The sequence below is a fragment of the Corynebacterium freiburgense genome, assembly GCF_030408815.1.
Classification (GTDB): domain Bacteria; phylum Actinomycetota; class Actinomycetes; order Mycobacteriales; family Mycobacteriaceae; genus Corynebacterium; species Corynebacterium freiburgense.
In genome coordinates this window covers 1330693-1355095 of sequence record NZ_CP047355.1, presented here as the reverse complement: position 1 = coordinate 1355095, position 24403 = coordinate 1330693, and the positions used below count along the sequence as shown (strand labels likewise).

Annotated in this window: 19 protein-coding genes and 3 rRNA genes; 1 reads left to right on the top strand and 21 read right to left on the bottom strand. The window is 50.5% G+C overall.

Annotated elements, in window-relative coordinates; genetic code table 11:
• Positions 1-99 precede the first annotated feature (99 nt).
• A complete protein-coding gene (locus tag CFREI_RS06125; protein WP_051255883.1) occupies positions 100-1560 on the top strand; it encodes a peptide MFS transporter in 1461 nt (486 codons plus the stop codon).
• 45 nt (positions 1561-1605) lie between these two features.
• Here the strand turns inward: CFREI_RS06125 and scpB are convergent, their stop codons facing one another.
• From scpB to CFREI_RS06020, 21 genes are all read right to left on the bottom strand, one after another.
• The gene (gene scpB / locus CFREI_RS06120; RefSeq protein ID WP_027012446.1) at positions 1606-2160 is read right to left on the bottom strand and encodes an SMC-Scp complex subunit ScpB; all 555 of its coding nucleotides are present in this window, start codon (positions 2158-2160) and stop codon (positions 1606-1608) included.
• Between the two features lies 1 nt (position 2161).
• Entirely contained in the window at positions 2162-2986 is an 825-nt protein-coding gene (locus CFREI_RS06115) for a sulfurtransferase (protein WP_027012447.1), read from the bottom strand.
• 15 nt (positions 2987-3001) lie between these two features.
• Positions 3002-3820: a segregation and condensation protein A gene (locus CFREI_RS06110; RefSeq protein WP_027012448.1), complete on the bottom strand. Its 819-nt coding sequence runs from the start codon at positions 3818-3820 to the stop codon at positions 3002-3004.
• Positions 3821-3832: 12 nt separating this feature from the next.
• Positions 3833-4711: a ParA family protein gene (locus CFREI_RS06105; protein ID WP_027012449.1), complete on the bottom strand. Its 879-nt coding sequence runs from the start codon at positions 4709-4711 to the stop codon at positions 3833-3835.
• 141 nt (positions 4712-4852) lie between these two features.
• Positions 4853-5752 (bottom strand): site-specific tyrosine recombinase XerD, encoded by a 900-nt coding sequence (gene xerD, locus CFREI_RS06100; protein ID WP_027012450.1) that lies wholly within the window; start codon positions 5750-5752, stop codon positions 4853-4855.
• Positions 5749-6405, bottom strand: coding sequence for an NUDIX domain-containing protein (locus tag CFREI_RS06095; protein ID WP_035111508.1), 657 nt, complete (start codon positions 6403-6405; stop codon positions 5749-5751). Before CFREI_RS06095 ends, xerD begins: the two co-directional genes overlap by 4 nt.
• 18 nt (positions 6406-6423) lie before the next feature.
• Positions 6424-7353 (bottom strand): copper transporter, encoded by a 930-nt coding sequence (locus CFREI_RS06090; protein ID WP_027012452.1) that lies wholly within the window; start codon positions 7351-7353, stop codon positions 6424-6426.
• Between the two features lie 11 nt (positions 7354-7364).
• On the bottom strand, positions 7365-8558 hold the full coding sequence (gene steA, locus CFREI_RS06085) for a putative cytokinetic ring protein SteA (RefSeq protein WP_027012453.1): 1194 nt from the start codon (positions 8556-8558) through the stop codon (positions 7365-7367).
• A gap of 38 nt (positions 8559-8596) precedes the next feature.
• Complete coding sequence (gene recN, locus CFREI_RS06080) at positions 8597-10315, bottom strand: DNA repair protein RecN (RefSeq protein ID WP_027012454.1); 1719 nt, start codon at positions 10313-10315, stop codon at positions 8597-8599.
• Between the two features lie 57 nt (positions 10316-10372).
• Positions 10373-11278 (bottom strand): NAD kinase, encoded by a 906-nt coding sequence (locus CFREI_RS06075; protein ID WP_027012455.1) that lies wholly within the window; start codon positions 11276-11278, stop codon positions 10373-10375.
• Positions 11275-12096 carry a TlyA family RNA methyltransferase gene (locus tag CFREI_RS06070; RefSeq protein WP_027012456.1) on the bottom strand — a complete coding sequence of 274 codons (822 nt, stop codon included), beginning with the start codon at positions 12094-12096 and terminating at the stop codon, positions 11275-11277. Before CFREI_RS06070 ends, CFREI_RS06075 begins: the two co-directional genes overlap by 4 nt.
• Before the next feature lie 9 nt (positions 12097-12105).
• Positions 12106-12264 (bottom strand): hypothetical protein, encoded by a 159-nt coding sequence (locus CFREI_RS06065; protein ID WP_156907730.1) that lies wholly within the window; start codon positions 12262-12264, stop codon positions 12106-12108.
• Positions 12261-13253: an HAD-IIA family hydrolase gene (locus tag CFREI_RS06060; RefSeq protein WP_027012457.1), complete on the bottom strand. Its 993-nt coding sequence runs from the start codon at positions 13251-13253 to the stop codon at positions 12261-12263. Before CFREI_RS06060 ends, CFREI_RS06065 begins: the two co-directional genes overlap by 4 nt.
• Before the next feature lie 48 nt (positions 13254-13301).
• Positions 13302-14351 carry a tetratricopeptide repeat protein gene (locus CFREI_RS06055; protein ID WP_420834532.1) on the bottom strand — a complete coding sequence of 350 codons (1050 nt, stop codon included), beginning with the start codon at positions 14349-14351 and terminating at the stop codon, positions 13302-13304.
• 135 nt (positions 14352-14486) lie between these two features.
• Positions 14487-14603: ribosomal RNA gene (rrf, locus tag CFREI_RS06050) — 5S ribosomal RNA — on the bottom strand.
• 60 nt (positions 14604-14663) lie between these two features.
• A 23S ribosomal RNA gene (locus CFREI_RS06045) occupies positions 14664-17809 on the bottom strand.
• Positions 17810-18062: 253 nt separating this feature from the next.
• Positions 18063-19591, bottom strand: a 16S ribosomal RNA gene (locus CFREI_RS06040).
• The 16S, 23S and 5S rRNA genes sit together here, the layout of an rRNA operon.
• 508 nt (positions 19592-20099) lie before the next feature.
• On the bottom strand, positions 20100-21356 hold the full coding sequence (tyrS, locus tag CFREI_RS06035; protein WP_027013520.1) for a tyrosine--tRNA ligase: 1257 nt from the start codon (positions 21354-21356) through the stop codon (positions 20100-20102).
• Between the two features lie 39 nt (positions 21357-21395).
• Positions 21396-21572, bottom strand: coding sequence for a Trm112 family protein (locus CFREI_RS06030; RefSeq protein WP_027013519.1), 177 nt, complete (start codon positions 21570-21572; stop codon positions 21396-21398).
• A gap of 115 nt (positions 21573-21687) precedes the next feature.
• Positions 21688-23121 carry an argininosuccinate lyase gene (gene argH / locus CFREI_RS06025; RefSeq protein ID WP_027013518.1) on the bottom strand — a complete coding sequence of 478 codons (1434 nt, stop codon included), beginning with the start codon at positions 23119-23121 and terminating at the stop codon, positions 21688-21690.
• The gene (locus CFREI_RS06020) at positions 23121-24320 is read right to left on the bottom strand and encodes an argininosuccinate synthase (RefSeq protein ID WP_027013517.1); all 1200 of its coding nucleotides are present in this window, start codon (positions 24318-24320) and stop codon (positions 23121-23123) included. Before CFREI_RS06020 ends, argH begins: the two co-directional genes overlap by 1 nt.
• Positions 24321-24403: the final 83 nt, after the last annotated feature.

The window sequence follows — 24403 nt, the reverse complement described above, 5'->3', positions numbered from 1 at the left end:
CGAAAACATGCTTTTACAACGTAATTGATCCACAAACTAGCAACCATGACTAGTACATCGTTTAGGTGAATTAAACGTTGATCGGGTAGAACTATATCCATGACTCTTGTTAAACGTAGTTCATCCGATATTGATGAACATTCACCAACTCCAAGTAACGTTACCCCCGGCATAGTTCCAGCCATGGTCGGCGTCGAAATGTGGGAACGTTTTAGTTTTTATGGGATGCAGGCCATACTGGTGTACTACCTATATTCAGCAACCACTGGTTTAGGTCTGGACAAAACCACAGCCACAGCATTGATGGGCACTTATGGTGCATCTGTGTATTTGTGCACTATCGCTGGCGGCTGGGTAGCTGACCGTCTCTTCGGCCCGGAACGCACACTGCTCGGAGGCGCAATAACACTTGTAGTCGGACATCTTGCGCTTTCACTGATTCCAGGTGGTTGGGGTGCCGCTATTGGATTATGCCTTATCGCTATTGGCTCGGGTTTTCTAAAGACAGCAGCAATTACGGTCCTTGGTGAAGCTTTTGCCCCAGACGCAGAGGCACAGCGTGATGCCGCATTCCAAGTGTTCTATATGGGCATCAATATAGGCGCACTGCTTGGGCCCATTCTTACCGGCTGGCTGTCACAGGTCTATGGATTCCATATTGGATTTGGGGCCGCCGCCCTTTTAATGATTATCGCACTATGCTATTACCTGGTCTTCCGTAAAAAATTCTTGGAACCCGAGATGTTGAAGCCTCGAAATCCATTGACTTCGAATATGCCTTTTATCATTGGCACCATTGTGTTATTGATACTTTGCGTAATTGCAGTATTGATTACCAATGGGAGTCTTGCACTGAGTACACTTTCAACCATCCTTTTGGTAACCACAATTACCTTTGCATTGGCCTTGTTCGTGCAAATGTTTACTTCCAAGACTGTCTCCAGTAAGGAAAAACGTCAGGTAGTTGCGTATATCCCTCTGTTTATTGCTTCCTGCGCGTTTTGGTCAATTTTGAATCAAACATATGGTGTTTTCGCAGTGTATTCGGATATTCGCCTGGACCGTACGATTGGTTCTTTCACTATTCCTGCGAGTTGGACACAATCACTAAATCCATTGTTTATTTTGGTTTTTTCCATTCCTTTAGCCCTGCTATGGACCAAGCTCCCCAAGTTTAATTCTCCAGCGAAAATGGGCATTGGCGTTATAATTTCTGGGTCTGGTTTGCTCGTTCTTTTACCATTTGCCGGTAGTGGCGAAGGCGCAACTCCGTTTTTAGTGCTTGCCGCAGCAACATTTGTCATTACCCTTGGCGAGTTGTTTGTTGGTCCAGTTGGAATGTCTGCTACAACTAAATATGCTCCTCGCGCATTTGCCACCCGCTTTTCTGCCTTATATTTTCTTTCGCTGGCTATTGGCACAGCAGCTGCCGGTGTGCTTTCAACTTTTTATAATCCAAATGATGCTACCCAAGAAACTTGGTATTTTTTGGGCTGCAGTATTACGGTCATGACGATTGGACTTGTGGTGTTTTTGTTTAATCGAAAAACACATAATTAATATATTGCTTTTCGACGCCACCCCAGTTTTGGCAACTCATGCAGCTTAAGGTAATTCTTCCTCAATCGAATCAATATCTGGAAGCAATGGCGCTAAATTGGGTAGTGCCTCTAAAGATTCAATTCCTAACTGCTCTAACAAAAGTTCGGTGGTCACATAATGGTGTGCGGGACCCGTTGCTTCATCTACTTCTACTTCGGCAATGAGCCCCCGGAGTAGAAGGGTACGCATAACCCCATCCACATTGACCCCTCTGACTGCAGATACTTGTGCTCGTGTGACTGGCTGCCGATACGCCACCACAGCGAGCGTTTCTAAAGCCGCTCTGGTAAGTCGTGTCTGAGTGCCATCGAGAAGGAAATGTTCCACGGCTTCCGCATTTTGTTTGCGGGTATAAAACCGCCAACCTTCATTGGTTTCACGGAGATCTATTCCGCTCCCACGATCAGTGAATTCTCCTGATATTTCCTGCAAGATCTCCTGCACATGAGGCTCTTCGGCTTGGACGGCTTTCGCAAGGGCCGCAGCCGATACAGGTGAGTCGATTACCAAAAGAATCGACTCAATCTGCGAACGCAATAAAGAGATAGCTCCATCCACGTTAACGTACTGACTCCACTGGTTGCCCCATTTCTGGTAGACCCCATTCAGACCAAGAACCATCGTAAACAACGAGGTTTTCATAGCCTGCTTCCGCCGCCGCAAGCGCCAGTACACACGCGGTTACACCAGACCCGCAAGTAAACGTAAGGTGCTGGGCGTCGTGAATCTGCGATGCAAAAGCACGTTTGAGGTCACTCACCGGTAGGAGTAGACCCTGGTCATCAAAGAGCGAGGTGTAGGGAATATTGACACTCCCTGGAATGTGTCCGCCATAAAGACCTTCTCGCGGCTCTGGCTCAACCCCCGCAAAGCGGCCCGCACTGCGAGCGTCGATAACTTCATGCCCACTACGCGCCAACGCCTGCTGCACACCGCGAATATCTGTAATCAGTTCAGGGCGCTCGTTTGCTTCGATACTGCCCTGAGTTTCTACTTCGGCGAGAGTCAGGATTCGCTCTATTGGGTGTCCGGCCTGAATCCACGCCGGTAAACCACCATTAAGCACAAACACATGTTTAATTCCTGCAATCCGAGCCAACCACCAAATCCGCGGAGCACACACCATCCCAAATCGGTCATAAACTACAACGGTCGTGTCTGCGTAGATACCTGCGCGGGCAAAAACCTCCTGCAAATTTTGCGGACACGTGTGCGGTAATAATGCTTGTGGGTCGGAAAACTCTGCCTCTAAATCCGCAAGTATTGCCCCAGGAATCCCCGCCGAAATCGACTTCGTTGGATTTCCCATTGAAGCACATAGCACCACAACATTATCGCGGCGGTAATTCTCCGCTAACCAAGAAACATCAACTACATAGCTCATGGTTTTCAAGCTTATCTACTCCCAGTTACTTGCAGCCACAACTTGAGGATCAACGTCTAGCCCGGTCCAGGCGATTCGCAATTCGCCAAGAGATTCTTCCTGATCAATCCCGATTGCCTGCGCCTTATACAACTCTAAAAGTGCAAGAAACCTACCAATAATCTCCATTGATAATTCACAATCCCGGGTGAGGTTTTGAAACGTTAACCAGGTATCTTTTCCCGCGAGTTTCAATACTGCCAAAAGCCGGCCTGCCTGCTCAGGCACCGATACTGGCTCTTGGTGCAAATGCGCTGTACCTACTTCGTCCGGAGGCTTTGGCCGGAATACAGTCGCGGCAAGTTCCGCAAAGCTTTCTGCAGTGTGGGTAATCTTTAATGGCGGCAAAAGCTCAATAAACTGCGGTTCAAGCGAAACCGCCCTAGGATATCGTCTTCGTGCTGCTAATTGCCACTGGGCAAACATATCAGCAACCTGTTTATACGCCTTATATTGCAATAATCTGGCAAAAAGAAGATCACGAGTTTCTAGTAGTTCTAGGTCTTCAATATCACTAATTTCACCGCGCGGAAGCAATCGAGCAGTTTTTAAATCGAGCAAGGTTGCCGCGATTAAAATAAATTCGGTGATTTCATCGAGGTTCGCGGTTTCCCCTAAGTTACGAGTGTAGGAAATAAACTCATCCGTTACCTCGGCTAATGCAACATCAGTAACATCCATTTTCTTTGCGGCAATAAGCTGCAAAAGCAAATCCAACGGACCCTCAAAATTTGATAATGCAAGGGTGAAACCCGTGATTTCAGGTTGGTTTGGGTCTTGATATTCCTCTGCCACGGTCGTCTACTTTTAGGCGGTCCGTTCCACCACTTCACGCGCTAAATCACGGTACTGCGCAGCTCCGGGAGAATTTGGAGCCCAGGTGATAATTGGCTCGCCCGCCACTGAAGTTTCAGGGAATCGCACCGTTCGAGTAATCACGGTATCGAACACTTGCTCACCAAATACTTCAACCACGCGCGACATTACCTCACGGGCATGGCTAGTTCGACGGTCAAACATAGTTACCAGTATGCCAACAATTTCCAGATTGAAATTCAGCCGGTCCTGCACTTTACTCACAGTGTCAGTTAAAAGTGCAAGGCCACGGAGTGAGAAATACTCACATTCCATTGGAATAATCACACCATGAGAACAAGTAAGCGCATTCACAGTGAGCAGGCCTAAGGAAGGCTGGCAATCTAAAATAATATAGTCATAGTCTCGCATTACTGGACGTAATGCACGCGCCAATGTTTGTTCACGCCCAACTTCATTTACTAACTGTATTTCGGCGGCAGAAAGATCGATATTCGCCGGAACCAAATCAAGGCCAGGAACATTTGTTCGATGAATAGCATTAAGAATCGAACTTTGGTTATCCACTAGAAGGTTGTAAACCGTTAAATCGAGTTCTTCATGTGGCACCCCCAATCCCGCAGAAAGCGCACCCTGCGGATCAAGGTCAACTAGAAGTACCCTGCGTCCGAGTTCAGCTAAACAAGCGCCGAGATTAATGGTGGACGTGGTTTTTCCTACGCCGCCTTTTTGGTTACACATGGAGATTATCTTGGCTGGTCCATGGCGATCCAAAGGCTTTGGTTCAGGAAGTTCACGAACCGGACGTCCCGTAAGACCTACTGCGGGTCCCTCCTGTGCAGTTGAGCCTTTAGCCCCTCGTACAGACAATATCAATCCCTCTTCCTTGACAGAATTGGTTAGTGCACTACCTTCATGCTCCAAAAAATAGAATACATTGATTCCATCGTCGCAGCGTGCATATTTTTGCCCGCGAGGCGACAACCCTTGAAGCTTGACTTCTCTCAACTTTTACGCACGGGGGTGTGCCGCACGCCATACTTGCCGTAGGTTTTCTGCAGACACATGAGTATAAATTTGCGTAGTTGTCACTGAAGAATGTCCGAGCAATTCTTGAACAACCCGCACATCCGCTCCTCCTTCGAGTAAATGAGTAGCGAAACTATGTCGAAGAGTATGCGGAGAAATATCTTTATCAATGCCTGCATTCGCGGCTGCCTGTTTTAATACGGCCCACGCGCTCTGCCGTGAAAGTGCGCCCCCACGCGAGTTTAAAAACAATGCGTGGCTTTGACCATTCGATAAACTTGGGCGCCCGCGAACTAGATATTCTTGAACCGCCTTTTGCGCAAACGAACCAACCGGAACAATCCGCTCTTTATTCCCTTTGCCTTTCACAATAAGGATGCCTTGTTCCGCAAGCTCACTAATATCATCCAGATACAAACCAAGAATTTCACTAATGCGCGCACCAGATGCATACAGCAATTCCAAGAGTGCACGGTCGCGCACACCTATCGGTGTTTCAGTTGAAATTGCCGCGAGCAGCGTCTCTACTTCAGCAGTAGTTAAAGTATCGGGCAGTGACCTACCAAGGTTTGGCGGAGATACTTCTGCGGCTACATCAATATCAAGTAGCCCTTCAGTAACTAGGAATTTATGTAATCCACGGGCCACCACTAATGCCCGCGCGCTTGAAGAAGCTGCCAATCCATCGCGTCGCAAATCAGCAATATATCGTTCTAAATCTGTCGAGCGAACTTCCGCAAAACTCGAAATGCCAGCCGATGTGAGCCATTCTAAATATCGCCGAATATCGCGTTGGTAATTGCTTATTGTGTTTGCGGACAACCCCCGCTCAACAGATAAGTGATGTAGCCAGGTATTGGTGGCTTCTTCTAATGCTGTCACAATCGCTTCATATCCGCACCCAAACCTGCGGCTTTTCGACGCCGCGCCAAGCTTTGTGGACGCAAAGTAAAAGGTTCATCGACACTACGGGGCGCACACCTGCCAGCCACAATATCCAATGCCACCATAATCCCTGCCAAGGCGATAGAGTTAACAATTTCACCGCGATGAATCATGCCGTGGGCTTTATCAATTGGAATCCACTCCAATTGCATATCAGCTTCTTCATCATCGGCTTCGGGACGTTTCACCGATTCCAAATCGCGGGCTAAATAAATCCGTACCGCTTCTTCACAAAAACCGGGTGAACACACCAAATCAGTTAACAGATGCCAGGTGTGTGCTTGTTGGCCAGCTTCCTCCATAAGCTCTCGTTGCGCACAAACCAATGGGTCTTCATCTGCCACGTCAAGAATGCCTGCGGGGAGTTCCCATAAGCGATCTTGAACACAATGACGGTATTGCCGCACCATCGCAATATTTTTACCGTCAAAAGCAACAATAGCCACAGCGCCGAAATGCTCAACGATTTCCCTATTGGATTCGTGGCCGCCTGGCATTACCAATCGGTCTCGGCGAACGGCGATAATCGGGGCGTCGAGAAGCACTTCTGAATGCGTAACTCGAAATATATGCTGGCCTGGTTCAGTCATGCTATCCACAATACTGCTCTAGCGAGGTGGCAATGGTGGTGCTGCACCATCCGTATCCTTAGCCGCACCATATGCCCCAGAGCTACCCTGGAGTTGCTCAAGCATTGCCAATATAACCGCCATTCGACCATAACTTTGGTTCACCGAATCAACGGTCGAAACATTGTCACGACCTTCGGGCTTTTCACGAATCCGCCCAATAACCCCAGAATCGGCAGCCGTGTGAATCCGCCCGGCAACAACTACCCCCGCACCCTGCGCATCAATACCCTGCGCAAATGACGCCAATGTCATTGGCCCGAACGAATCTTTGGAGCCGTCATCATCACCGGTGACCAATAATACTCCCTGCGCAGGTTGAATTGTCCCTTCCTCAAATGAAATAAAACCGGCGTTCTGTAATGCATCTAAAAACGCTTTTCTATCTTCAACCGATGCCAGCGGCTGACCGTCAACCTCACCGATGGCAAACCCTAAAGCCTCGCCCGTATGCATCCCTGGATCCAAAGTTCCTTCCGAAAGCTTCGCACCAGCTGGCAATGTATCGGTGACTATTCGTTTGAGTGCATCAGCAGCATCCTGCTTCACAAACTTTTTTTCTAGCTTCACAACGCCAGCATCGATCGCGCCGGCATGGCGAAGTAACCAATCGACATGTTCCAAATCTTCATTAGAAGCATCAGCTGTGGAAATCACGAGTACCGAGCGATCAACGAGGCGCCCGGCGACGGCACTTTCCGCGATACTTGCTATGTACTTATCTACAGTTTTTGCTTGTGCTTTATTAATATCAGCATCTTCCCTGGCCTTGTCCAAAAGGGCAACCGCATCTGCGTTTTCTTGATTACTTCCACCAGGCAAATTTGGACCCAAAACAAAAGTGCCAAATACCACACCACACGCAATACCCAGCATTAAGCCGGTGATTACAGAACTTTTTGACGACATCGTTGCTGCCCCTACTTAAACCAACCCTGAACAGTCAGGGCAATGTTATTCCACGTATTGATTAGATTCTGTGTAAACGAGCCATCGCCAGAAGTACCCGCAATAAGCAATACCACCGCAACCATGACCAAGGTTGCTAAAGCAGCCCAAATCCACGCGATATTCGCGCCGGAACGTACCGTATACAGCTCAATAATCGCCGCAGCATCCACCAATTTTGGACCAGCTTTTGTTCGGGTTAATAATGCCGATGGAGAAGCCTGCTTTGCATCTGCAAAAATACCCATAAGATCCAAAGGTGAGCCAACCGAAATTATCATTGACGCACCATGATAATCCGCCAATAACATGGCAAGATCAGTGGCCGAACGGCTCGCCGCAGGAAACGTCATAGCCCCCACTCCAAGATCTTGAATCCGCTCTAAACCTGCTGCATGACCATCCGGATCAGCAGGAAGAACTACTTGCGCCCCGCTACGCAACGCGTCCGCACCAATACCTGCCGGATTTCCAACAATTAAGTCTGGTTTATAGCCGAGTTCAACTAACGTATCAGCTCCCTCATCACAGCCAACCAATACCGGTGAAAACTCCCGAATAAAGTTACGCAAATCCCGTAATTGATTTCGGTGCCCTGGGCCTGGGCTTACTACAACAACTTTACGATCCGCAATTTCAACCCCCGCATCAGGAATACCGAGACCATCAATTAATAGCGGCACTTCCGAGTGGATAAATTGAATAGTGTTTCCAAAGAAAGCCTCCATATGGTCCAATAATTCCCGCTGCGCTTCTATAAAGCTTTCTTCCGCTTCTGCCGCAGAAATTACTACACCTGAAGCAACTAATTTATCCCCATGGAAAAGCTGCCCATCTTCAGTAATTCGAGCTTTTTTACCATCACGCAACTGGTCCCATATTTGCGCCCCAACACCTTCAACCAGCAATGTATCCACATCAGTTAACATTTGCGGACCAAAATTTGGATAGGCGCCAGTAGTGAAACGTGAAACATTGACTACGGCGGCTGGGCGGGCGTCGATAAGCCTCTGTGCTAATGCCCGAGTCATATCAGGCGCATCAACAATGGCAATATCACCAGAAGAAAGCCGCTTAAAGCCTTTACCATTGGTTGTGCAATCACGGACTACTCCGTGCAGGCCAGGCAAATCTGAGTTGCGGGAAAAAAGACTCATGCCGCCCATTGTGCAGCGCAACCTTCAAGTAAGGGTGGAGGCGCGCCCTAGACTGAGAATCTCTTACGCTCCGATTCAGCCATTTCCAATAACTCTGCCGCATGCGCACGGCCGCTATCCGTATCATCCATACCCGCAAGCATTCGGGCCAACTCATTGACACGTTCATCACCTTCAAGCTTGGCCAATCCAGAAGTAACGCTGGCATCCCCAACATTTTTAGCAACATGAAGATGCGCATCAGCGAAGGCCGCAACCTGCGGCAAATGCGTAACCACAATAACTTGATTATGCACCGATAACCTGGCTAATCGCCGGCCAATCTCAATAGCTGCACGGCCACCAACTCCAGCATCTACTTCATCAAAAACGAGCGTTGTCCCTGTTGAACCGGAAGACAAAATCACCTCCAATGCAAGCATGACACGAGATAATTCTCCTCCACTGGCCGACACCGCTATGGGGCGTGGTTCCGCCTCACTATGTGCTGCAAGTAAAAACTCAACCTCATCAATGCCAGCATTTGAAGGTTCAATTGTGCGTAGTTCAGCAATGAACTTCGTTTTTGGCATAGCAAGACCATGAAGTTCATCTGTGACCAACGAAGACAATTCTTTGGCAGCTTTTTTACGAGTATTGGATAACTTTTTGGCTGCTGCAAGCATTTTCTTTTCCGATGCTGCAACTTCCGCCTGTAATTGTTCTAAAGCTTCCCCGGAAACATCAATGGACTCAAGTTTGCGTTGTGCTTTATCCCGCCACTGCAATACACCATCAATATCTGGAGCGTATTTGCGAGTTAATTGTTTTAATTGCTGCTGCCGCTGCAACATGAATTCTAATTCCCCAGCGTCTGTGGGAAGATCGGAAAGAAAATGCCCTAGTTCCGCGGAAATATCACTCAGCGCCGATGTTAATTCTGCAAGCCGCTCCCCTAATTCCCGCAAACTGCTATCTTCGCTGGACACCAATGAAGCTTGTGCTCTTCCTAGCTGGTCAGAGGCAGAAATTTCATCACCGGAGAACTCAACATCACCATCAATAGCAGTCAATGCAATCGTTGCTTGCTCGCGTAGAGTATCTACGTCTTGGAGTCTTCGAATACTGGCAATCAAATCAGTATCTTCACCAGCAACTGGCTGAAGCTCATTGATTTCATCAATGGCGAATTGCAGCCGATCGATTTCCTGGGCGAGCTCTCTGCGACGCGAAGTGCGTTCAAAAAGGTCTTTTGAAAGTACCCGCCACTTCCGATAATGCTTTTGGTAGGTTTCCAGTAACCCGGGAATCTCCGAATTACTCCGGTCTAATGCCGCTAATTGCCGATCTGGGGCTAACAATCTCAGTTGATCGTTTTGGCCATGGATCGTTAATAATTCAACGCTGAATTCCTGCAATGTCGCTGCGGGAACCGACCGACCCCCAAGGTGTGCTTTAGAACGCCCAGAAGCGTTAACCACTCGGCTAGCTATAAGTTCGCCTTGCTCATCAGCCATGCCACCAGCAGATTCAACGATATTAATTACGGTCTGTTGGGCCTCATCCGGCAATTGTTCAATTAGAAACCTTCCTTCTACTACCGCATGATTTGCCCCAGTACGAACCTTCGAGGCATCAGCTCGGGTACCACCTAATAACCTTAGACCAGAAACAACCATTGTTTTACCCGCGCCAGTTTCCCCGGTAAGCACGGTAAAACCAGGATGCAATTCTGCACTCACCGCAGGGATGACGCCAAGGTTTTCAATGGAGATTTCTGCAAGCATAGCAACACTGTACCTTTCAAAGAAGCAAACAAACGTACTGGTAGGGCGTGTTGCGTACTAGTTTGGGCCGCGCCAGCCTTCCACTGGAAGACGGAACTTTGTAACCAACCGGTCAGTAAAAGTAAGAGTATCAAGCCGTACCCAGCGCACAGGACGTTCACCACGAACCACTTCCACACGGGAACCCGGCGGCATTGGTATTTTCCGGAAGCCATCCATAACAACTTCCGCTGGATTTGAACTCACCTTTGATTCCACAGCAACCGTAGAATGCGGGCTCACTACCAAAGGTCGGGAAAATAACGCGTGTGCATTATTAGGCACCACTAAAATTGCATCAAGCTCAGGCCATAACACCGGGCCACCAGCAGAAAATGCATATGCTGTAGACCCAGTAGGGGTAGAAATCAAAACACCGTCGCACCCAAACGTACTCACCGGCCTGGCATCGATTTCAAGGGTGGCGTCAAGAACACCACTGCGGTCTTGGTTTTCCACGCTCACTTCATTAAGCGCCCAGCCGCGTCCGAGTTCTTGTTTTTTATTATCAATAACACGGACTTCTACGGTCATGCGATCTTCAACACGATAATCACAGGCAATAACGCGTTTTATTGCTTCTTCTAGGGAATCGCTTTCCCATTCCGCAAGGAAACCTACATGCCCAAGATTAATTCCTAAAACTGGAACATCCGCAGATCGTGCAATATCGGCGGCACGCAAAAAAGTACCATCACCACCAAGCACCAAAACTAATTGCACACCAATAGCTGCTTCATACGAGTGACGGTATAAATCGAATCGTCCAAGTACTGGATGCTCGGCAACAGAACTGGCGTCTCGATAAACCAATACCCTAACGGCGATTCCGGCTTTGTCTAAAAGTTCGGCTGCAACTGCCGCCGAATCCACGTTTGAACGACGGCCAGTATGTGGAACGATGAGCACCTCACGTGGTGTCATTGCGGACCTTCTTTCACGGCTTGAACAATCATACGTTCAAGTTCTTCAGTACTCGGAGCATTCTTGCCACCGTCTTTGATCAACCAGAGAAAATATTCCACATTTCCACTTGGACCAGGCAATGGTGAAGCTACAACGCCTTTGAGGCTCAGCCCCAAGGTACCAGCAAACTCTGCTACTTCACGAGTCACTTTTGCACGCAATTCTGGGCTTCTTACAACCCCGCCAGAGCCCAAGCGATCTTTTCCAACTTCAAACTGAGGTTTGACCATAGGAAGGAGATCAGCACCCTCTGACATACATTCGACAATTGCAGGCAAAACCAAACGTAACGATATAAAAGACAGATCCCCTACCATAAAATCGCAGGGGCCTTGGGTCTGCTCCAATGTCAATGTGCGCACATTTGTACGATCAAGTACGTGCACTCGATCGTCGTTTTGCAGGCGCCACACTAGCTGCCCATAACCCACGTCAACAGCAATCACTTCGCGGGCGTCGTTACGCAATACAACATCGGTAAAACCTCCAGTTGAAGCACCTGCATCAAGCACCTTTTTGCCGCGAACTGAAAGACCCATCGGTGCAAATGCTGCCAAAGCGCCAAGAAGTTTATGTGCCCCGCGCGAGGCCCAATCTTCATCCGCACCTTCTGCAACACGAATAGAAGCCTGGTCATCCACAATAGTCGCAGGCTTCACCGCAAGGATGCCGCCAACAAACACCCTCCGATCACGAATCATTTCAACTGCTTGTTCACGAGAACGAGCTATTTTACGGCGCACCAATTCAGCATCAAGACGCCTCCTGGCAACCATATTCATTCCTTACTTCAGCGCCTTATGCACGATCTCATGTGCCTGGGATAAAATCTCTGCTTCAGCGGCAAGATCCGCTACTGGCTCACGTAATAAATTATGAACATACTTACGAACCTCTTCCGCGGTAACCAACTCATTATGCGGATCATGTGGCACGGCACTCACCACCAAACCTCCAATACCCTACGCGCATGCTCACTTATTCCGCGAACCTCTCGAACTTGATTTCCCTTATCGCTCAATCCCCAGACGGCCCCAACAACAGTTCTAAGTGCTTGGATTGCCGTAGATGATCCCACACCACCATCAAGCTCAACAATTCCGTCTGTGCACACTGCAGAAAAACCGCCTTGTGCTCCAGGGCGCAAGGTAGCTGAATCCTCCGCCAAATCCAACATCGACTCAGCCAAAAAAGTTGCCCGCTGTGATGCCGGGGCATTGACTACATCATAGAAGCCGCTTACCCCCGTAAGTACCTGAAACGCATCCATACCTGCAGCAACACCACCAGCAATATCTGTGTCCAATCGGTCACCAATAGCGAGTGGACGGCTGGCCGAAAGCAGGCTTGCTGCCACCTCAAACATCATAGGCTTAGGCTTGCCAGCTGCTTCCGGGACAATACCAGTCGCACTTACTACGGCTGCAACCATAGAACCATTACCCACTGCAAGCCCACGTTCCTGCGGTAACGTAGTATCAAGATTGCTGGCAAAATACGTCGCGCCTTTATGGATCGCCATCGAAGCTTCTGAAAGCTCTGCCCAACCGGTAGATGGATTATGCCCTTGTAGCACAGCTACAGGATTATCATCGGCAGAATCTACAACTACAAATCCTGCTTCTCTGGCGAGTTCGCGGAAAGAATCAGTACCCAAAATCAGCAGTTTGGCGCCGCTTGGAATCTTCCTTGAGGCGAGTTCAATAGCAGCTTGCGCCGAAGTAAGTACATGGTCAGGTGCCGTTGGCAACCCAATGTTCGTGAGTTGTTCCGCAACGACACTCGGAGCTTTCGAGGCATTGTTTGTAATGTAAAACAATGGCAGACCTGTGGATTGGACTCCCTTAATAGCGCCGGGAATAGGTCGACCACCTTCCCAAATCGTCCCATCAAGGTCTAAAAGAAGGCAGTCATATCCACTCGCTACAGTCATAACTACACAGTGTAGTGCAGCGAAGATGGCTGCATCGTAGCAAGGAGCCTAATGTTGAGTTTCTAGTTCTGCAATTCGATCTTTCGCATCCAGGAACCCGCCTACGTCAGCGTTTGCGGCGTGAGTAAACCATGTTTTCGCATCTTCATTACGTCCAGCCATCGCCAATGCATCAGCATATGCATAGAACAATCGTGATGCAGTCATGCCGGTGCGTGTTGGCTCAAAAAGCACACGTTGAAGTTCAGCAATGGCTGCATCGATATGACCCATATCTTGCCGTGCACCAGCGACCACAATAGCGAGTTCTACACGGCTATCCTCATCAAGCTTGGAAAGGTCTTCTGTTCGGATAATTTCCAATGCTTTTTCAGGTCGGCCTAAACCACGTTCGCAGTCAGCCATAACTGCTAATAGGCCCGGACCACCGCTCATACGCCGCGCTGCGCGAAGTTCAGAAAGCGCTTCCTTCCATTCACCTGCGTGGTAGGCAGCAATTCCACATGTTTCACGAACCACAGCTACTCGGCCCGCACGATCTTTAGCCGCGCGGGCATGGCGTAGCGCCAGTTGTGGATCTTCTTCCATAACTACTGCCGCCATCACCATATGACGACCTACCGTATCCGCATTGTCCTTGGATAAGCTTTTTAAATCCTGCAAGATACTTGGGTCAAGATCACGAGCAGTAATATCATCCGGCAGTGTTGGCGCATGCTGGCGCTTATTTAAACGTTCCTCGCGAAAACCTGGCCGGTGTGGTCCCCGAGTCCGATCGTCTTTTCGGCCAGCGCCCGCACGCTGCGAATGCCGACGCTCCCCCTGTCGCTCGAAGCGCCGCCCACCACCTTCACGGTCGCCGGAACGGTATTTACGGCGCTCATCACCCTGTTCTTCGTATCGACGCCCGCGCCCCCCACTATCCCCACGTTCCGTGCGGTAGCCACCACGGCGATCATCGTTTCGTTCCCCCCAAGAGCGATCACCACGATAACCACCACTATTGCGAGAACCCCGATAGCTTTGGGATTGTCCGCGTGAATCGGATCGACGTGGTCGGGAGTTATTCTCAGTCATGCGTGTGGATGGACCTTCCATATGGATTCTGCAGGCTTGTGTCTAAAGAGCACTCATTGGTTGTGAACCAATCAATTAATAGTAACGCGAGTTGGGCGTTCGTGTTGTGGGTATGGGTAAAGCCCAACCGTGGTGGTTGGGCTTTGTGGGTTGTGGTGTCGGCGGTGTCCTACTCTCCCACACACTTCCGTGTGCAGTACCATTGGCGCTGGTGGGCTTAGCTTCCGGGTTCGGGATGGGTCCGGGCGTTTCCCCGCCGCTGTTGCCACCGACTGGTTGGTGGGGTGGGTGTTGGTTGTTGATACTGTGTAGTGGACGCGTGGCGTGGTGTGGTGTGGTTGTGTTCGGTGGATTAGTACCAGTCACCTTGCATATTGCTATGTGTGCAGTTCTGGCCTATCGACCCCATAGTCTGTGGGGCACCTGTTGGTGAAACCTTATCTTAGAACGGGCTTCCCGCTTAGATGCTTTCAGCGGTTATCCCTTCCGTACGTAGCTAACCAGCGGTGCCACTGGCGTGACAACTGGCGCACTAGAGGTACGTCCGTCCCGGTCCTCTCGTACTAGGGACAGCCTTCTTCAAGTTTCTACGCGCGCGGCGGATAGAGACCGAACTGTCTCACGACGTTCTAAACCCAGCTCGCGTGCCGCTTTAATGGGCGAACAGCCCAACCCTTGGGACCTACTCCAGCCCCAGGATGCGACGAGCCGACATCGAGGTGCCAAACCATCCCGTCGATATGGACTCTTGGGGAAGATCAGCCTGTTATCCCCGGGGTACCTTTTATCCGTTGAGCGACACCGCTTCCACAAGCCGGTGCCGGATCACTAGTCCCTACTTTCGTACCTGCTCGACCTGTCAGTCTCACAGTCAAGCTTCCTTGTGCACTTACACTCGCCACCTGATTGCCAACCAGGCTGAGGAAACCTTTGGGCGCCTCCGTTACTGTTTGGGAGGCAACCGCCCCAGTTAAACTACCCACCAGGCACTGTCCCTGACCCGGATCACGGGCCGAGGTTTGAAGATACCCAATACGATCAGAGTGGTATTTCAACAACGACTCCTCCATCACTGGCGTGATGGGCTCATAGTCTCCCACCTATCCTACACAAACCGTATCGAATATCAATACCAAGCTATAGTGAAGGTCCCGGGGTCTTTTCGTCCTGCCGCGCGTAACGAGCATCTTTACTCGTAGTGCAATTTCGCCGGGTCTGTGGTTGAGACAGCAGGGAAGTCGTTACGCCATTCGTGCAGGTCGGAACTTACCCGACAAGGAATTTCGCTACCTTAGGATGGTTATAGTTACCACCGCCGTTTACTGGGGCTTAAATTCTCCGCTTCAACCCACCACACAGGTGGGTTTCACAGGTCCTCTTAACCTTCCAGCACCGGGCAGGCGTCAGTCCGTATACTTCGACTTGATCGTCTTCGCACGGACCTGTGTTTTTAGTAAACAGTCGCTTCCCTCTCTTCTCTGCGGCCCCGCGCAGCCTCACCACCGCAAGGGTGGGTCACCACGCGTGGCCCCCCTTCTCCCGAAGTTACGGGGGCATTTTGCCGAGTTCCTTAACCACAGTTCGCCCGATCGCCTGAGTATTCTCTACCTGACTACCTGTGTCGGTTTCGGGTACGGGCCGCACACACACTCACTAGAGGCTTTTCTCGGCAGCATAGGATCATCGACATCCCCACATACTGTGGGTACGCATCACGTCTCACCCTCCCAACCGTATTGGGGCAGTACCGGATTTCCCTGGCCTGCGGGCTACACGCTTACACCACAATCCAATCAGTGGCTCGACTACCTTCCTGCGTCACCCCATCGTTTGGCTACTACCAGATATTAGGCCCCACGCGAATACCACACCCACCATCATGCGAACACGTAACCGTGTCCGCGGCAGGCGCACTATCGGGTGGTTAGTCTCACTGATTCACCATGGGCGCATGTGCGCGGGTACGGGAATATCAACCCGTTGTCCATCGACTACGCCTGTCGGCCTCGCCTTAGGTCCCGACTCACCCTGGGAAGATTAGCTTGACCCAGGAACCCTTAGTCATTCGGCGGACGAGGTTCTCACTCGTCATTCGCTACTCATGCCTGCATTCTCACTCGCATAGCCTCCACCACTCGATTCCTCGGCAGCTTCACCGGCCACACGACGCTCCCCTACCCACCCACACAACACTGCATGGATGCCGCGGCTTCGGCGGTGTACTTGAGCCCCACTACATTGTCGGCGCAGAACCACTCGACCAGTGAGCTATTACGCACTCTTTCAAGGATGGCTGCTTCTAAGCCAACCTCCTGGTTGTCTTCGCGATCCCACATCCTTTTCCACTTAGTACACGCTTCGGGGCCTTAGCCGGCGATCTGGGCTGTTTCCCTCTCGACTACGAAGCTTATCCCCCGCAGTCTCACTGCCGTGCTCTAACATTACCGGCATTCGGAGTTTGGCTGGCATCGCTAAGATGTTGGTCCCGCTTAACCATCCAGTAGCTCTACCTCCGGCAAGAAACACACGACGCTGCACCTAAATGCATTTCGGGGAGAACCAGCTATCACGGAGTTTGATTGGCCTTTCACCCCTACCCACAACTCATCCCCTCAGTTTTCAACCTAAGTGGGTTCGCGCCTCCACAGCATCTTACTGCTGCTTCACACTGGCCATGGGTAGATCACCCCGCTTCGGGTCCAGGACATGCCACTACAACACCCTCATTAGGATTCGCTTTCGCTACGGCTCCCACACACACATGTTAACCTCGCGACATGCCGCTGACTCGCAGGCTCATTCTTCAAAAGGCACGCCATCACCCCCACCCCAAACACATGAGGCACAGGCTCTGACGGATTGTAAGCGCACGGTTTCAGGTACTCTTTCACTCCCCTCCCGGGGTACTTTTCACCATTCCCTCACGGTACTCAATCCGCTATCGGTCACACTGAGTATTCAGGCTTACCGGGTGGTCCCGGCAGATTCACAGCAGATTCCACGAGCCCGCTGCTACTCGGGACATCATCACACACACCACACACAGCTTTCAGGTACGGGACTCTCACCCACTCCGGCAGACCATTCCAAGCCACTTCCCCTAACCACGCGCAGCACGCCACAGGCACGGCAGCACCCGCAACAACAACATCCCACAACCCCACACACGCAACCCCTGCCGAGTATCACACGCATATGGTTTAGCCACCATCCGCTTTCGCTCGCCACTACTCACGGAATCACTATTGTTTTCTTCTCCTACGGGTACTGAGATGTTTCACTTCCCCGCGTAACCTCCACACCAGCTATCAAACCTTCACCAGCATGGCGACCGCACACAACCACGGCCAGGTTTCCCCATTCGGACACCCTCGGATCAACGCTCAATTGACAACTCCCCGAGGCTTATCGCAGCCTTTCACGTCCTTCATCGGCTCAGCATACCAAGGCATCCACCGTGCGCCCTTACAACACAACAAAACACACACAAAAAGAAAAAACGCTCGCGTCCACTATACAGTTCAACAAACAACACCCGAAACAACACAACAACACGTGTCACCCCAGACACCCAACAGCATGCCACACTCATCCATTACCAACCGGCCAACCAATCTGCCCCAACCACCTGCACGCAATCAATCACATGCCGTCCACCTGGAAACAACAAAACAAACCAGCCACACACCAACACGATGCGCAGCCACAAAAACAAAAAACAAAACTCCTTAGAAAGGAGGTGATCCAGCCGCACCTTCCGGTACGGCTACCTTGTTACGACTTCGTCCCAATCGCCAATCCCACCTTCGACCACTCCCTCCAGCAACAGCCGGTTAGGCCATGGGCTTCGGGTGTTACCAACTTTCATGACGTGACGGGCGGTGTGTACAAGGCCCGGGAACGTATTCACCGCAGCATTGCTGATCTGCGATTACTAGCGACTCCGACTTCATGGGGTCGAGTTGCAGACCCCAATCCGAACTGAGGCCGGCTTTCAAAGGGATTCGCTCCACCTCACGGTCTCGCAACCCACTGTACCGACCATTGTAGCATGTGTGAAGCCCTGGACATAAGGGGCATGATGATTTGACGTCATCCCCACCTTCCTCCGAGTTGACCCCGGCAGTCTCTCATGAGTCCCCACCATCACGTGCTGGCAACATAAGACAAGGGTTGCGCTCGTTGCGGGACTTAACCCAACATCTCACGACACGAGCTGACGACAACCATGCACCACCTGTATACAAGCCACAAGGGAAACACCATCTCTGGCGCGATCCTGCATATGTCAAGCCCAGGTAAGGTTCTTCGCGTTGCATCGAATTAATCCACATGCTCCGCCGCTTGTGCGGGCCCCCGTCAATTCCTTTGAGTTTTAGCCTTGCGGCCGTACTCCCCAGGCGGGGCGCTTAATGCGTTAGCTACGGCACAGAAGTCGTGGAAGACCCCCACACCTAGCGCCCACCGTTTACGGCATGGACTACCAGGGTATCTAATCCTGTTCGCTACCCATGCTTTCGCTCCTCAGCGTCAGTTACTGCCCAGAGACCTGCCTTCGCCATCGGTGTTCCTCCTGATATCTGCGCATTTCACCGCTACACCAGGAATTCCAGTCTCCCCTACAGCACTCAAGTTATGCCCGTATCGCCTGCACGCCCGGAGTTAAGCCCCGGAATTTCACAGACGACGCGACAAACCACCTACGAGCTCTTTACGCCCAGTAATTCCGGACAACGCTCGCACCCTACGTATTACCGCGGCTGCTGGCACGTAGTTAGCCGGTGCTTCTTCTACAGGTACCGTCACAAACACGCTTCGTCCCTGCCGAAAGAGGTTTACAACCCGAAGGCCTTCATCCCCCACGCGGCGTCGCTGCATCAGGCTTGCGCCCATTGTGCAATATTCCCCACTGCTGCCTCCCGTAGGAGTCTGGGCCGTATCTCAGTCCCAATGTGGCCGTACACCCTCTCAGGCCGGCTACCCGTCGACGCCTTGGTAGGCCATTACCCCACCAACAAGCTGATAGGCCGCAGGCTCATCCCGTACCGAAACAACTTTCCACCATGACACACTAAAGCATGGTCCTATCCAGTATTAGACCCAGTTTCCCAGGCTTATCCCAGAGTACGAGGCAGATCACCCACGTGTTACTCACCCGTTCGCCACTCGAGCACCCCGCAAGCAGGGCCTTTCCGTTCGACTTGCATGTGTTAAGCACGCCGCCAGCGTTCGTCCTGAGCCAGGATCAAACTCTCCACAAAAAAGAACAATCAGCTCAAACAATCATGAAAAGCCAACATCCCAACAAAAACAAACAACCAACAAAAACAATCAGTTGCCCAAAAAAACAAAAACAAAAAAACAGTCGAAAACCAAGTCCCAACCATCCACCATGACCAGCCACACGCCAGCTCACGAAGCATGAACCCCGCCAGCAACACACAACCAACCACAACAAACAGCCAAAACAAACCAATCAACCACAACAAACAAACATGGCACACTATCGAGTTCTCAAACAACACATTGCTAGAAATGAAATTCCAAGAAACTTGGACCCCGATTTCATAGCGTCGCTTAATCTTAGGGCTTTCGCCTTAAGAAGTCAACCACGTTGTTATCGCGGCGACTCACACAAGGTTACACGCAAGCTTAAAATTTTACAAACCTAGAGCTAGATCAGCATTTTCTACTGAAATGTAAGAAACCCTCTCCATTGCGCAAAGTGCATATAATGCGCAACAGAGGGGGTCGTCGAAAAGCAACTTGTTAGCGGATAAGCGCACCCGCAAAATTCTTTTTACCGCGCCGAAGAACTAACCACTTACCATGTAGTAAATCTTCAGCTGCGGGTTGCCAATCATCAGATTGGATTCGCACATTATTTACATACACGCCGCCCTCTTTAATGGAACGGCGAGCAGCTCCGCGAGAATCAGCGAGCCCAGCAGCAACAAATAGATCAACAATCGTGCGCGGTTGATCGGCTGCAATATCTGCAATCGTGGTTTCGGAAAGCGCACCCTGAAGGGTTTCTTCGTCTAGATCGTGAAGTTCAGCACGGCCAAATAATGCTTGAGCCGCGAGTTCCACAGCTTCGGTAGCGTCTGCGCCATGAACCAAAGTAGTTAGCTCACGAGCCAAACGTCGTTGTGCTTCCCGTTGGTGAGGGCGTTCAGCAACGGCAACTTCATATTCAGCAATTTCGTCTTGGGTGAGGAAGGTAAACCAGCGCAAGTAATCAATAACTACAGCATCACCGGCATTAATGAAGTATTGGTACCAGGAGTATGGGCTAGTGAGTTCAGGGTCCAACCAAAGTTTTCCACCGCCGGTAGATTTTCCAAACTTTTGGCCATCAGCATCAGTGACTAACGGCACCGTCAACGCATGAGTTTTTGCTTGGTCCATACGGCGATTGAGATCAACACCAGAAACAATATTGCCCCATTGATCACCACCACCAATTTGCAAAACGCAATCATATTCGCGCCGCAAATGCACCGAATCAAATGCCTGCAGAAGCATATATGAAAACTCGGTGTATGAAATACCATCACTTTCTAAACGACGTTTTACGGTATCTCTGTCCAGCATTGTGTTAAGCGAGAAATTTTTACCAATATCACGCAAAAACTCAATAACATTCATATTGCCGATCCAGTCGGCATTATTCACCATAATGGCACGCCCATCGGAATAATCAATAAACCGACGAATTTGTCCCTTTATCGCACTAACATTATTGGAAATTTCCGCTTCCGTAAGCATACTGCGCTCACCGACATCACGCGGGTCCCCAATCATTCCAGTAGCCCCACCGGCCAAAGTAATAGTGCGATGCCCCGCATCTTGAAAGCGCTTTAGCATAATAAGCGGAACCAAATGCCCTGCATGCAGTGAGGCACCGGTTGGGTCAAATCCACAATACAGCGTAATTGGTTTTTGGGTTGCTTCCCGCAGGGAATCCAAATCAGTGGACTGATTAATTAAGCCGCGCCAAGTCAGCTCGTCAATAATATTCATAACGATCCTTGTTTCATATGTCGTAATAGTGCTGGGAAATTAGGATTTCGGCCAAGTAATTGCTTCATCAATGAGCATCACTGGAATGCCGTCTTCAATGCGGTACGCAATTCCAAGGCGATCATTGACTAGCAATTGCTCAGCCTCCAAATATCGCAAAGGCCCTTTATCTTTCGGGCATGCCAGCACTTCCAACAATTGGGGATCGATACTCATAAGAAAGTATTGTAGCCCTTGATATTTTCAAGGTTTCCAGGACCTCTGTGTTTCCCAGAAAATAGCGAAAACAGCGAATACGAAAACTTCGCACTCGCTGCTCTATGCTTTACCGCTATTTCCGAACTGGCGTTTGAGCCCAAGTACGATGGTCGGCAGCGAGCTCGATAACACGTTCGCGTTGCTCTGCCACCCGCACCGGTGCAGTCCCGCCACGAGTAGCGCGCGAAACTACAGAACCTTGCACTGTCAGTACCTCGCGCACCTCTGGTCGAAGTTCCGGGTGCACTTGGGCAAGTTGTTCATCAGTAAGGTCTTCAAGGCTTACACCCAATGACTCAGCCAATCGAACACAAGCACCAGAAGCTTCGTGAGCAGTACGGAAAGGCACGCCTTGGTGAACCATCCATTCTGCAAGGTCAGTTGCCAAGGTGAAACCAGCTGGAGCAAGCTCCAACATACGTTGCGGGTGGAATGTCAGTGTAGAAACTAAACCGGTCATTGCCGGAACAACTAACCGCAATTGAGCAAAAGAGTCGACCAAAGGCTCTTTGTCTTCTTGAAGATCACGGTTATACGCCAATGGTTGAGCTTTAAGCGTTGCCAGAAGGCCTGCCAGGTTGCCAATAAGGCGTCCAGACTTACCGCGCGCAAGCTCAGCGACATCTGGGTTTTTCTTTTGCGGCATAATCGAGCTACCCGTAGACCAAGCATCAGATAAAGTGACGTATCCAAATTCTGGAGTACACCATACGATAATTTCTTCTGCCAGCCGCGAAATGTCTACAGCTATCTGTGCCAGTACAAACGCAGCCTCGGAGGCAAAATCACGGGAGCTTGTAGCATCGATAGAATTCTCCGCCGCCGCGGCAAACCCTAGTTCCTTGGCAATGGCATCGGGATCTAAACGCAGCGATGATCCCGCAAGCGCACCAGAACCATATGGGGAAACAGCCAAACGCTTATCTAAATCACGCAACCGATCAATGTCTCGGAGTAATGGGTGCGCGTGCGCCAAAAGTTGATGTGCAAGTAATACTGGCTGCGCAGCCTGAAAATGCGTTTTCCCAGGCATAATGGCATCAGGATGGGCCGCCGCCTGGGCAACTAATGCGTCGATAAGCTCAGTTAGGCCCAGTGCTGTCTCCCGAACAGCATCACGAACCCACATGCGAAACAGTGCGGCGACTTGATCATTTCGGGACCGCCCAGCACGCAGCCGTCCACCAATTTCCGGACCAACTATTTCAATGAGCCCACGTTCCATGGCACCATGAACATCTTCATCGGTTGGCAATGGCTGAAATTCGCCAGTTGCTACCGCTTCGCCAAGTTGTCTGAGTGCATCCAACATTGTGGCAAGGTCACTATCACTTAAAAGCCCTGCTTGATGCAGTACCTTCGCATGTGCTCGTGAAGCAAGTACATCATAGGGTGCAAGTACCCAGTCAAAATGGGTTGACACACTTAATGCAAACATGGCTTCGGAAGGGCCGCCAGCGAAGCGACCACCCCACAGTGCACCTTGATTAGTGCCATGGTGCTTCATTACTGCGCCTCACGATCTCGACGGCACGCAATCTTTGAGGAAAGGCCATGTAGCTCGACAAAGCCTCGAGCAAGCGTCTGATCGAATGTATCACCGGTGTCATAGGTGGCAAGGTTGAAATCGTAGAGGGAATGATCGCTTCTGCGCCCATTTACCACTACTTTGCCGGCGTGCAAAACAAGACGAATATCTCCGGTAACGTGTTCTTGGGTTGATTCAATAAACGCATCGAGAGAGCGTTTAAGCGGCGCAAACCACAAACCGTCGTATACTTCTTCGGACCAGCGGGCGTCGATAAGCCGCTTATAGCGCGCAAGTTCGCGTTCCATTGTGACGTCTTCCAACGCTTCATGTGCAGTAATCAATGTAATTGCGCCGGGAGCTTCATACACCTCGCGGGATTTAATGCCAACGAGACGATCCTCCACCATATCCAGACGACCGACGCCCTGCGCGCCAGCGCGTCGATTAAGCTCCTCGATTGCTTGCAGTACGGTGACAGGGCGGCCATCAATAGCCACCGGAACACCGCCCTTAAATGAAATAATCAATTCATCTGGCGCATTTCCTAAAGCCGGGTCCTCGGTATAGGCATACAAATCTTTGGTTGGCGGATTCCAAAGGTCTTCTAGGAAGCCAGTCTCAATAGCCCGGCCCCACACATTTTGGTCAATCGAAAACGGTGATTTTTTCGACTGCTCAATAGGAAGATTTACCTCTTCTGCAAATGCGATTGCTTTATCGCGAGTCCAAGCATAATCGCGAGCGGGGGCGATAATCTTTAGGTCTGGGTGGGTATCGGCAAAACCCACTTCAAACCGGACTTGGTCATTGCCTTTACCTGTGCAACCATGAGCAACGTGAGTTCCGCCAAATTCTTTTGCTGCAGCCACTAAGTGCTTTACAATCAACGGGCGAGAAATCGCCGAGACCAGCGGGTATTGCTTCATATACATGCCGTTTGCCTTGATGGTTGGCAAACAATATTCTTCCGCGAATTCGTCTTTTGCATCAACAACTATGGATTCCACGGCACCGCAATCTAGGGCACGTTGACGCACCGATTCCATATCCTCGCCGCCCTGGCCGAGGTCCAGTGACACTGCAACCACTTCCCCACCGGTCATTTTTGCCAGGTATGGGATTGCAACTGACGTATCAAGCCCACCAGAATATGCGAGCACAACGCGGTTAGTCATAAAAAGGTTCTCCTTGCGAACAGGTTTTTTATTCTTAGGTTGAATAGTATGAGCTTAGCGTAGCGCCCAAAGGGCGCGTTTTA

Bases quoted from the DNA above. Each gene is read 5' to 3' on its own strand.
- CFREI_RS06125 (WP_051255883.1), top strand. From the start codon at position 100: ATGACTCTTGTTAAACGTAGTTCATCCGATATTGATGAACATTCACCA.
- CFREI_RS06115 (WP_027012447.1), bottom strand. From the start codon at position 2,986: ATGAGCTATGTAGTTGATGTTTCTTGGTTAGCGGAGAATTACCGCCGC.
- CFREI_RS06095 (WP_035111508.1), bottom strand. From the start codon at position 6,405: ATGACTGAACCAGGCCAGCATATATTTCGAGTTACGCATTCAGAAGTG.
- CFREI_RS06090 (WP_027012452.1), bottom strand. From the start codon at position 7,353: ATGTCGTCAAAAAGTTCTGTAATCACCGGCTTAATGCTGGGTATTGCG.
- steA (WP_027012453.1), bottom strand. From the start codon at position 8,558: ATGGGCGGCATGAGTCTTTTTTCCCGCAACTCAGATTTGCCTGGCCTG.
- recN (WP_027012454.1), bottom strand. From the start codon at position 10,315: ATGCTTGCAGAAATCTCCATTGAAAACCTTGGCGTCATCCCTGCGGTG.
- CFREI_RS06075 (WP_027012455.1), bottom strand. From the start codon at position 11,278: ATGACACCACGTGAGGTGCTCATCGTTCCACATACTGGCCGTCGTTCA.
- CFREI_RS06070 (WP_027012456.1), bottom strand. From the start codon at position 12,096: ATGGTTGCCAGGAGGCGTCTTGATGCTGAATTGGTGCGCCGTAAAATA.
- CFREI_RS06060 (WP_027012457.1), bottom strand. From the start codon at position 13,253: ATGACTGTAGCGAGTGGATATGACTGCCTTCTTTTAGACCTTGATGGG.
- CFREI_RS06055 (WP_420834532.1), bottom strand. From the start codon at position 14,351: ATGGAAGGTCCATCCACACGCATGACTGAGAATAACTCCCGACCACGT.
- tyrS (WP_027013520.1), bottom strand. From the start codon at position 21,356: ATGAATATTATTGACGAGCTGACTTGGCGCGGCTTAATTAATCAGTCC.
- CFREI_RS06030 (WP_027013519.1), bottom strand. From the start codon at position 21,572: ATGAGTATCGATCCCCAATTGTTGGAAGTGCTGGCATGCCCGAAAGAT.
- argH (WP_027013518.1), bottom strand. From the start codon at position 23,121: ATGAAGCACCATGGCACTAATCAAGGTGCACTGTGGGGTGGTCGCTTC.
- CFREI_RS06020 (WP_027013517.1), bottom strand. From the start codon at position 24,320: ATGACTAACCGCGTTGTGCTCGCATATTCTGGTGGGCTTGATACGTCA.